10 protein-coding genes, 1 pseudogene and 1 CRISPR repeat array are annotated in these 9,489 nt (G+C 60.2%); of the genes and pseudogenes, 6 read left to right on the plus strand and 5 right to left on the minus strand.

All coding sequences use genetic code 11. The annotated features are described in order from the left end of the window. Nucleotides 1-12: 12 nt before the first annotated feature. A CRISPR array of direct repeats spans nt 13-468; the repeat unit is 28 nt; unit sequence GTTCCCCACGCGTGTGGGGATGAACCGG. Nucleotides 469-514: 46 nt separating this feature from the next. After that, a pseudogene (locus tag EI28_RS15525) lies at nt 515-1,054 on the minus strand (3'-5' exonuclease); the annotation flags it as partial. Between the two features lie 250 nt (nt 1,055-1,304). Here EI28_RS15525 and EI28_RS09335 point away from each other — a divergent pair. The 4 genes from EI28_RS09335 (at nt 1,305) to EI28_RS09345 (ending at nt 4,068) form a co-directional block, all read left to right on the plus strand. Next, a complete protein-coding gene (locus tag EI28_RS09335) occupies nt 1,305-2,333 on the plus strand; it encodes an ImmA/IrrE family metallo-endopeptidase (protein WP_048114341.1) in 1,029 nt (342 codons plus the stop codon). A 9-nt stretch (nt 2,334-2,342) separates the two neighbouring features. Further along, nucleotides 2,343-2,840 carry a DUF3368 domain-containing protein gene (locus tag EI28_RS09340; RefSeq protein ID WP_011844232.1) on the plus strand — a complete coding sequence of 166 codons (498 nt, stop codon included), beginning with the start codon at nt 2,343-2,345 and terminating at the stop codon, nt 2,838-2,840. Between the two features lie 263 nt (nt 2,841-3,103). Continuing rightward, the gene (locus tag EI28_RS15300; protein ID WP_255342092.1) at nt 3,104-3,232 is read left to right on the plus strand and encodes a hypothetical protein; all 129 of its coding nucleotides are present in this window, start codon (nt 3,104-3,106) and stop codon (nt 3,230-3,232) included. Beyond that, on the plus strand, nt 3,229-4,068 hold the full coding sequence (locus tag EI28_RS09345; protein ID WP_048114342.1) for a hypothetical protein: 840 nt from the start codon (nt 3,229-3,231) through the stop codon (nt 4,066-4,068). Before EI28_RS15300 ends, EI28_RS09345 begins: the two co-directional genes overlap by 4 nt. Nucleotides 4,069-4,271: 203 nt before the next feature. Here the strand turns inward: EI28_RS09345 and EI28_RS09350 are convergent, their stop codons facing one another. Continuing rightward, complete coding sequence (locus EI28_RS09350; protein ID WP_048114347.1) at nt 4,272-4,586, minus strand: transcription factor S; 315 nt, start codon at nt 4,584-4,586, stop codon at nt 4,272-4,274. Between the two features lie 125 nt (nt 4,587-4,711). On the opposite strand from EI28_RS09350, the gene artA reads away from it, so the two are divergent. Then, nucleotides 4,712-5,536, plus strand: coding sequence for an archaeosortase A (artA, locus tag EI28_RS09355; protein ID WP_048114343.1), 825 nt, complete (start codon nt 4,712-4,714; stop codon nt 5,534-5,536). Nucleotides 5,537-5,824: 288 nt separating this feature from the next. Here artA and EI28_RS09360 read toward each other — a convergent pair whose 3' ends face one another. Next, nucleotides 5,825-6,457, minus strand: a complete 633-nt coding sequence (locus EI28_RS09360; RefSeq protein ID WP_048114344.1) for a CDP-alcohol phosphatidyltransferase family protein — start codon at nt 6,455-6,457, stop codon at nt 5,825-5,827. Nucleotides 6,458-6,600: 143 nt separating this feature from the next. Here EI28_RS09360 and EI28_RS09365 point away from each other — a divergent pair, with 143 nt between their 5' ends. Continuing rightward, nucleotides 6,601-7,287, plus strand: a complete 687-nt coding sequence (locus tag EI28_RS09365) for a dihydrofolate reductase family protein (protein WP_048114345.1) — start codon at nt 6,601-6,603, stop codon at nt 7,285-7,287. Nucleotides 7,288-7,308: 21 nt separating this feature from the next. On the opposite strand, the gene truD is transcribed toward EI28_RS09365, so the two are convergent. Together truD and pth2 are read right to left on the minus strand one after the other, a co-directional pair. Continuing rightward, nucleotides 7,309-8,580, minus strand: coding sequence for a tRNA pseudouridine(13) synthase TruD (gene truD, locus EI28_RS09370; RefSeq protein WP_048114346.1), 1,272 nt, complete (start codon nt 8,578-8,580; stop codon nt 7,309-7,311). Beyond that, entirely contained in the window at nt 8,577-8,939 is a 363-nt protein-coding gene (pth2, locus tag EI28_RS09375) for a peptidyl-tRNA hydrolase Pth2 (protein WP_011844240.1), read from the minus strand. Before pth2 ends, truD begins: the two co-directional genes overlap by 4 nt. Nucleotides 8,940-9,489: the final 550 nt, after the last annotated feature.

Consider the following 9,489-nt stretch of genomic DNA (forward strand, 5'->3'; position numbering starts at 1 on the left):
GGGCCGGGTCGGGAGTTCCCCACGCACGTGGGGATGAACCGAGAAGGCCTTCGAGATCCTCGAAGAGGCGGCCGAGTTCCCCACGCACGTGGGGATGAACCGATCTCACTGAGATCCTGATCGACTTTTTGCCAGAGTTCCCCACGCACGTGGGGATGAACCGGCCCGGTCCAGCCCGGTCGCCCGGGCGGGGTCGAGTTCCCCACGCGTGTGGGGATGAACCGGCGCTGGCCGACACTCACGGTTGCCGGGCGATGTGTTCCCCACGCGTGTGGGGATGAACCGGGACTCCAGGTCGTCCAGGACGCGCCGCACCTGTGTTCCCCACGCGTGTGGGGATGAACCGTGGTATCGTCAGTTGTCGTTATACGGCTTGGAGTGTTCCCCACGCGTGTGGGGATGAACCGGCATCCTGCGGTATCTCTCCGTGCCGGCCCTCGTGTTCCCCACTTTGTGGGGATAGTCACACCCGTTCCCAAAAACCCGTCTCTTTGAGAGCAAAAAAACAACGTGCACACGCCTCTGCGTCGCCAGCTGCGCGATGAGCAGCACCCCCGTAGGGGTGGCTAAAGAGTGTTTGATGAAGTTCAGAGAGTGTCGGCCACTTGTATCCACTTCCCCGCCGGATCTTGCAGAGTGACGACGTTGACTCCATTGTACATATGCCGGGAAAAGCGGCGAGCGGGTCAGGAACGCCGACACGCCTGTATTCACCCGCGATGACTGCAAGGTCAAACCTGAGATTATGCGCGACAATCGTAGAACTCTTGTTTGCAGCCAGAGAGAGAGCATCAAGAGCCTCGCGGACGGGCACACCAGCCCGCCGGGCGTACCCGGTGGTGATCCCGTGGATCCGGGAGGCGCTCACCGGGATCGTGAAGCCATCCGGACGAATGACCCGGTTGTCCCTCTCCAAGACTTCTCCCATGACATCGCAGACCAGCCAGGCAATCTCAACGAGGCGGGGAGGCGAGCGACCTGTCTTGAGCGTCCCGGTCGTCTCCGTGTCGACGATCAGGTACGTTCCGCGATTTCCGGAAGGCTCCGCCACCATATGTTGAAAAACGACGAAGGAAACAATATAACTTTCTCACAGGAGCAACAAGGAGCAAAAAACAGCGATTACGCTTAAATCCAGCATTTCCAGCGCCACTAGATAGATCAGCCACCACCGGACGACCCGACCCGCTCAACGCCGCCACCATACCAGAACGAATATATACAAATATCGCGAGACACCATATAGTTTACAAAACAATAAATAACAAAGAAATTGTAAACCCGGCGCTTGGCGGTGAGATGAGATGACCATTGGAGAACGGATAAAATCCGCACGCATTGGCGCGGGATTGAGCCAGCGGAATCTGGCCGAGAAGATGGGCCTGAGCGCCATGGCGATCTCGAAGTACGAGAACGGCGAAGTCACCCCGAGATCGGGGCTCCTGATTCAGATGAGCGAGATACTCGGAGTGAACGTCGATTACTTCTTCCGCTCCATATCCGTGGATCTTTCCGAGCCGCAGTATCGGTGCCGGAAACCGCTGAAAAAGCGAGAGGAAAGCCAGATACATGCAAAAGTTCAGGAATGGCTCGAAAGATACCTCGAGATCGAGTTGATTCTGGGTGAGGAGAAGCCTCTCTTGCTCCCTTCAAGGGAGGATTGCCGCATAACAAGCCTGGGGGAGATCGAAGATGTGGCTCAGAAAGTTCGTGATGAGTGGAACCTGGGCCTGGATCCCATTGAGAGCGTCATGGATGTGCTGGAGCAGCACGGCATTAAGGTCGGCATCATCGGAGCCACGGATAAGTTCGACGCTCTGACATTCTATTACGATGATAACACGCCGGTTATAGCCATAAACAACGACACCCCAGGGGACCGCCAGCGGTTCAACCTTGCCCACGAACTCGGACACCTTCTGCTCCGGATTGAAGGGGACGTCGATGAAGAAACGGCGGCCCATCGATTTGCCGCTGCGTTCCTCGTACCGAAAGAGATGGCGTTTCGGGAGCTGGGGCAACGACGCCGGAACATATCACCACGCGAATTCTACCTTCTCAAGCATAAATGGGGCATGAGCATGAGTGCCTGGCTCCATCGGGCTGCCGACCTCGGGATCATATCAGAGAGGACGTCGAAACGGCTCTGGTTGCTCTTCAACAGTAATGGGTGGCGGCAGACAGAGCCCGGAACCCCGTTGCCGCCCGAACATCCGACGCACATGAAACTGCTGGTGCTCCGCGCTCTTAGCGAGAAGAAGATAAGTACAGCGCGAGCTCAGGAATTATTGGGGGGAGAACAGCCCGGTGAGCAGTGTGTCGAAGCATTCTAGGCGATACGTGTGAAAGGTGCCAAGGTCAAGTGTTCAATCGATGCGAACTACGTCTTCGACCTGGACACCGGCGGGATACTGGATTGTCCCCCATATCTCGGTTACACCTTCCTTATGGCGAACTTCATCGCCCACGAGATAGCAACAATCTCCCACGAACGATTACGGCTCTGCGGCATGCAGATCGCCGACCTGGAACCCGGGCAGGTTTCGGAGATCTACGAACTCCTCCGGGAGCACCGCGGACTCTCCTACAGGGATCTCGCCGCATTCGTCCTGGCACGGGATACGCAATCCATACTGGTAACCGGCGACGGTCATTTGCGCACGATGGCCGGAGAGAATGATATAGAATGCCACGGGACATTGTGGATACTGGATGCACTCGTGGACGCAGGCATCCTCACGGGGCCGCGCGCCGCAGATGCCCTGAGAACGATGCAGGCGAACAACAGGTGGCTCCCAAAGACTGAGTGCGATGCGCGAATACGAACGTGGAGGCCATAGAGCTCTCCAACAGCCGTAACGCACCCCATGATGAGAGACACTATCGGGCTGCTGTTTCCGGCATCGCTCGTGGCGCTCAGCATCAGCACCGCGGGGATGTACCAATAGGCCGCGCAACGAGGGAGTCACCGTATGGCCGCCGCACCATGACAGGCCGCCGGGGATCGTGAGATCGTCAGCGGCGGCCTGCAATACGCAAGGACAAATGCCAACCTTTTTGCCGCGCTCTTTTCCATATCCAATTGATCACCATGCACAACGGGGTGATTCACAAGACCATCCCCTCCCGGCGCCACGGCCCCGCCGGGATGTTCGACGCGACCGGCCGGCAGATCGACCTGCGGGTATACGAGTCGCAGAGGCTCGCGGAGGACGGGGTGGCGAAGGAATGAGGGGGATTGAAGGAATCGAGCAGACGATAAACGGACTTGAGACCGACGCAATTGAGATTGAGCGGATTGTAATAGGGTTACTTCGAACCGTGGAACTGATCCACAAACCGGATCCTGCAGGAGCACTCTTCTTCGCTCCGAGTAATCAGTGGAGCGAGTTGTCCGGCCAGGAGCTGCAGAAACAGCGAGACGCGCTACGAAAATATCAACGGTGGTATACGGTCGCCCACCGGTATGTCAGGGAATATGCCCCCGAAAGGGTCGATGAATTCAATCACTGCTATTTTGGCGATACGCAGGGCAACTACGGCGTTATCGATTACATCAAGTTAGAACGGCTGCAACGGTCACGCAACAAGTCCAGGATCATCGACGATTTCTGGCGCGTCTTCGAGATCCAAAGGAGTATCCTCCTCTCCGTATCGGATGTTCTCGGGATCGAGAGAATAAACCTCCGGGAACTCATATCGTCGGACATCATCGACCGCGAGATCGGTGAAGCCGACTGTCTCTGCAGGATGGGCCATCCTCGTGCCGCGGGCGTCCTTGCGGGGGTTGCGCTCGAACGGCAACTGAAGACGCTGTGCGACAGGTATGGCCTCGAATACCAGAAGAAGGACGCTGTCGAACATCTGGTGCAAAGGCTGTATGAAAACGATTGCCTTGATCTCACGCAACTCAGAACCATCCGGCATCTTGCCGAGATCCGGGAGAAGTGCGACCATGCAAGCGACGTCACAGGCGATGAGGTCGGTGAGTTGATCGAACGGTTGAGGGAATTCATGCAACAGAGTTTTCCGACCGAACCCCTGCGTCTGCAGGATACGATAGCGTAGCAGAAGCGAGACTTCGTCCCCCATCGATCAGCCGTCTCCTACGTGCGGATCGAGATCCCGCACCTGGCAGGGGGACAGAGAATACGGGCATCATGGATGCCGGGGGGTTGGGGATAGGGCCTCGTGGAGTCGAAAAGGGCCCGCCAGAAACCAGCAGAAAAAATGCGCCCCCGAAGGGACACCAGAACAGTAAAGGTGCTCGATCAATCGTACTCGCGCCAGGTCTTGCCGCAGGCGGTGCACCGGAAGAACCTGACTTCGCTCTCATCAGCCGCACGCAGCTGCCGCAGCCACCAGAATGCCGTCGTACAGTCGCACTCCGGGCACTTGATGGTCGCGGTCGGGAGGGTCGCAATCTTGTCCTCTTCGTCGACGATGGTGATCTCTTTCTCCACGCGTTTGTCTGTCTTCTTTAACCGGTCTGTTTCATTGATCTCCCGGATATAGCCACATTTTTTGCATTTCAGCTGACCACCGGACGATATCATCAGACCTTTACACTGCGGACAGAACATCATTGTAATGAATGGGGCGGCGATCGCAATTAATTCTTGGTCGTGGCGCATGATCCGTTCGCAGGGCAGGTGGACCGGACTGGACGGGCGCACAAATAATTATAGCCGGATACACCGAAGGGTAAAGGATGAAGGATTACCTGGTGCTGATCTCCTGCATCTGCTTTCTCGCCTTTCTCATCCCAAGCAGGTTCAGGAAGTACTTCGCACTCGGCGGATGGGCAAGCATCGTCGGATACCTCTTCCTCGAGCTTCCCTACTACTTCTCCCTCAATAACTTCGTGTACCCGGCGATAGCCGTCCTCTCGGTACCCTTCCTCTACATCACCGCAAAATACCTGCTCCGGGACGACCCCCGGGTGATGCAGATCTCGATGATCGCTGCCGTGGCGTTCCTGATCTACGCTCCCTTCGGCTACATACCCGAACTCGGGAACTGGCTGATTGCAGCCGTCGCCGACCAGACCTCGGCGGTGCTCGCGGCGGTCGGCTACCCCGTAACCTTCCAGGCCTGGAACCTGATGGAGCGCAACGGGCTCCAGACCGAGATCATCCTCGCCTGCACCGGCATCCAGAGCATCGCGATCATGCTCGGGGTCGCCTGGGGCGTGCAGTCGACGCTGAAGCAGAAGATCGCCGGCTTCCTCATCGTCTTCCCGACGATCTACATCCTCAATATCGTGCGGAACGTCTTCGTGATAACGGCCTACACCGAACAGTGGTTCCCCTACCTCCCCGAGATCGCCGGCAACGGCGAGTTCGGGTACGAGAGTTTCTTCTGGGCGCACAACGTCATGGCGGAACTCGGGGCGCTCATCTTTCTTGTGGTCCTCGCGTACACCCTCTTCATGATCGTGCCCCAGCTCGGCACCCTCGCCGACAACCTCTACCGGCTCTACCGCGGCGAGATCGAGCAGGTCGTCCGGCCGAACGCCGGAAAGACCGAACGTTGACGCCGGGCGGGAAGTGCCCGGTAGTCGCACTCCAGAGTGTCGTTCTTCGCACCTGCGGTGCTCACGCTCCTGCCCCGAAAACGCTTCGCGTTTTCTCATGCTCCTGCCGTTCCGGCAGTCGCACCCTTCGGCCAGTCGCGCTTCGCGTGAGACTTCAGCACAGAGTGAGTTCAGGGACTCACGCGAAGCCGCAAAGGCCAAAGGGCACGGTTTGAGCACCGTCAGGATGCGGGCTGCAACGCCCATCCGCCACGCTTCCTCAAGGCCCAAAAAAGATCTGCGAGCCGGTCAGGAATACCGCCGGTAGAGGTAGAAGACCCGCTGGACCGCGGAGAGGTTCGTGCAGACCGCGATGAGGAGGACCGAGACCCAGAGGAGCCCGGTCACGCCGCCGAGCACCAGCACGAGGATCGTCTCGGGCCTGCCGAAGAAGCCGACCCCCTCGAGGGGATCCTCGATCTTCCCGGCAACCCTCTCGGAATACCCGATCTCCGCGTACGTGACCGGCTTGATGAACGTGTTCATCAGCGATCCCGCGAGCGCCAGCCCCACGATACCGAAGTCGGCGACCGGCGGGACGTCGACGAGGTGGCTGACGATGGGGATGCCGGAGAACCCCACGCCGAGGATGACCGCCGCGTCGACGTATTTGTCGGCGATCCAGTCGAAGACCGCCCCAAACCGGCTCTCGGCGTGATTTTTCCGGGCGACGTTGCCGTCCACCAGGTCGAGGATCGCCGAGACGAACAGGAGCAGGCTGCCCGCGAGGAAGTGGCGCCCGGCGAAGGCAAGCGCGCACGAAAAACCGAAGAGCACCGAGAGTACCGAGACCTGATTCGGCGTAACGCCAAGGCGTATAAAAAACGACGCGATTGGCTCCGTATATTTGATGAATTTCGGCCGCAGGGAGGTTATATTCATCGCATATTTTATCTGCTCGAAAGGAGTTTAACCTTTGCTCTGATGGACGAGAGCGCAACACTTCACCCGGAATACCGTTTACGGGCTAAAATCACCAGATTCATAAACGCTCCCGCCAGATAGATCACCGGGAACGAATTCCAATGCCAGAACACGATAGGCCGCACGTGCTCATGATGTCGGAGATCACCGTCGACGGGAAACTCACCCTGAAACGTGGGGCTTCGAGCAAGATCCTCATGAAGTACATGGCTCCCGAAACCGAACTCCTCCTTCACCAGACCCGGGCGGAATATGACGCCATCATGGTCGGGGCGAACACCATCAGGATCGACAACTCCTTCCTGACGGTCAGGCTGGTCGAGGGAAAAAGCCCGCTCCGCGTCATTCCGAGCAGCCGGGCGGATATCCCGCCGGATGCAAACGTCCTCGGACCGGACGCGAGAACCGTCATCGCCGTCAGCGAGGCCGCACCGGCGGAGAATGTCGCCCGGTTCCGGGAAAGCGGCGTCGACGTCGTCGTCGCGGGCGAGAGAGAGGTCGACCTGCCGGAACTGATGGGCATCCTGAAGAGAGATTACGGCGTCGACCGGATGATGATCGAGGGGGGGCCGACGCTGAACTGGGCGATGCTGAACCACCGGCTTGTGGACGAGATACGCCTGATCCACCTGCCGTTCATTGTCGGCGGTGCCGACACCCCGTCGCTCGTCGGCGGCATGCATATCGAGACCGAGGAGGAGATGTTCCGGCTCTCCTTAAAGCGCCACTTCATGTGCGGGAGCAACCTGGTCACCGAGTGGAACGTGCTCTACCAGCCAGGAAAGTAACCACTTTTCATCGCCGACCCCCTAGATCATCATGTAGGGGTCGGCCTTCATGTATTCCCGGCAGACCGTCGTCGCGTAGTGGCCGGGAGGGAGCGTGAATTTGAGCCGGACGTCCGCACCGGATACCTCCGTCTCCACGTCGGCGGAGAGACTGATCGGCCGGAGCACCCCGGAAAACGCCGTCTCCACGAACCGGGAGGCGCGCTCGAAGTCCCCGGCGTCGATACCCGACTCGGTCATCAGTTCCTGCATGATCTCATCCATCGGCCCGTGCGACGCCACGGCCCCGGATCCCGGGATGAAGAGGGCGATCCGGCACCGGCCGCGGCGAACATGCATCAGGGCCGCCTGCCGGTTCCGCGCGGAGACAATATCCTCGCGACCGTTTGCAAAGAGGAGCCGGTCGCCGACTTCAGGCTCGGTGAGCGACATGCCGGCGTCGATGCGGGAGGAGAGCGCTCGGTTGAAGAGATAGGACTGGTATGCGCTCACGAGGAGCGAGAGGAGTTTTGGGGGGAGCGCCCGGAGCGCACCGGCGTAGTCGCCGGGGTTCGCGACGAGGTGGTTCGCCATCGCCCGCTCGTAGGTCATCCGGACGGGGAGATCGGCGAGCGCCGCCCGTGCATCGCGGGTCTCGGCGAAATGCGTCCGGGCGCGCTGCGCCTCTTCCGACTCCCGGGGGTATCCCCGGCCGATGTAGGTGGCCACGCCGCCTTCGTAGTCGCCCTTGAGGATCCTCTCGCCGACCAGATGCGTGACCGGCCGGACGACGCCGAACCGCTGCAGCCCGTAGTAGTTCGGTATCCCGGCGGACGCCACCTCCGTCGCCGCCTGCACCCGCGCCGGGAGGCCGTCTTCGATGCAGTCGCGGATGACGATATCGAACCGGTTGCCCGCGAGGCTGCCGAGGGAGAGCGGGTGCTGCGACCGCCCGACGACCTCGAGCGAGATGTCCGCAAGGTGCACCTGTTCAACGGCCTCCGGCGTGACGTTGTAGATCGATATGAACTGGGTGGTCACCGCGTTCTTGTCCTTCGTCCCCGCCCAGGCGATCCGCCGGTGGCTGATGCCGAGCCGTTTTGCGATCTCCTTGACCGCCCGCTGGAGTTCCCAGTTCGTCTTGGTGAGCAGGCAGATGAGGTGCGGGCCGTTCTGGTCGCTGATCGGGAGCGGGAGTTCCTCGACGACGAAGTCGGCGGGGCTTGCACGGAGCCGGCCGCCGATACCGGGGGCATCGGACGCGTAGTAGCGCATCCCGAGTTCCTGCTCGAGGGGATGGGGCGAGGGCATCATAGCAGGGAAAGGTCTCCGGTGATCCGGTCGAGGTCTTCGGAGCGGGCGGGGCCGAGGCCAAGCGCCGTCACGGTTCCCGGCGGGATCTCGGTCATCCCGGCGTCCTGGATGATCGACGCGGGGATGCCCGCCCGCTCCGCGATCGTCTTGAGTTCAAAGAGCTGCCGCTCGGCCGAAGCCTTCAACACCACCTTCTTCTGCCCTTCGTCGAGCCAGGCCTTCCTCGCCAGTTTGTCGGCCTTCTCGTAGGCCCCGATGGCGGCGTGAGCGATCTGCGCGCACTTCTTGCCGCAACTCATCTTGATGTCGGCGCGCACGATCAGGCACTGCTTCCACTTGAACTCCCGTATATCAGGCATTTCGTACTACCTGGGGCATGATCCGTCAAATACGCAGCTGTGGGGTGCGACTGCCGGAACGGCAGGAGCATGAGAAAACGCGAAGCGTTTTCGGGGCCGGAGCATGAGCACCGATAGGTGCGGGGAGGGAGCGGGGGGCATGTCGCCGGCGTCGCAGAGAGTCTTGCGAGGTGGGGAAGGGGGTTTGGGGAATTTGGATATCGCGGCCGCCGTCCCCCAGGATACTATGAACCCACACACGGATTTCCAGTGGATATCGCGACTGGGGGAGGGGCTGACGGGGAGTGTGATGGGCGGAATGCGACCGGTCGCCAGAGCGGGAGCATGAGCACCGAAGGTGCGAACGCCCGGAGCTCGACCACCGTCAGGTGGGGAGTGCGAGCGAAGCGAGCTTGAGCACCGGAGGTGCGACGGGGCATGCCCCCTCCCCTGTCTACAACTCACATCATTGCTGCTCAAACTCGCTATGCCTGCATCCCCTATTACCACCCCTCCCGCGCTTGCGCTCCTCCTCCACACCTTCGGTGCTCATGCTCCGGCCCCATGGCCC

Source organism: Methanoculleus sp. MH98A (assembly GCF_000691865.1).
In the GTDB taxonomy this organism is placed as follows: Archaea; Halobacteriota; Methanomicrobia; order Methanomicrobiales; family Methanoculleaceae; genus Methanoculleus.

What these genes read in the sequence shown, in the direction of transcription:
- EI28_RS09335 (WP_048114341.1), top strand. Translation starts at nt 1,305, where the DNA reads ATGACCATTGGAGAACGGATAAAATCCGCACGCATTGGCGCGGGATTG.
- EI28_RS09345 (WP_048114342.1), top strand. Translation starts at nt 3,229, where the DNA reads ATGAGGGGGATTGAAGGAATCGAGCAGACGATAAACGGACTTGAGACC.
- EI28_RS09350 (WP_048114347.1), bottom strand. Translation starts at nt 4,586, where the DNA reads ATGATGTTCTGTCCGCAGTGTAAAGGTCTGATGATATCGTCCGGTGGT.
- artA (WP_048114343.1), top strand. Translation starts at nt 4,712, where the DNA reads ATGAAGGATTACCTGGTGCTGATCTCCTGCATCTGCTTTCTCGCCTTT.
- EI28_RS09360 (WP_048114344.1), bottom strand. Translation starts at nt 6,457, where the DNA reads ATGAATATAACCTCCCTGCGGCCGAAATTCATCAAATATACGGAGCCA.
- EI28_RS09365 (WP_048114345.1), top strand. Translation starts at nt 6,601, where the DNA reads ATGCCAGAACACGATAGGCCGCACGTGCTCATGATGTCGGAGATCACC.
- truD (WP_048114346.1), bottom strand. Translation starts at nt 8,580, where the DNA reads ATGATGCCCTCGCCCCATCCCCTCGAGCAGGAACTCGGGATGCGCTAC.
- pth2 (WP_011844240.1), bottom strand. Translation starts at nt 8,939, where the DNA reads ATGCCTGATATACGGGAGTTCAAGTGGAAGCAGTGCCTGATCGTGCGC.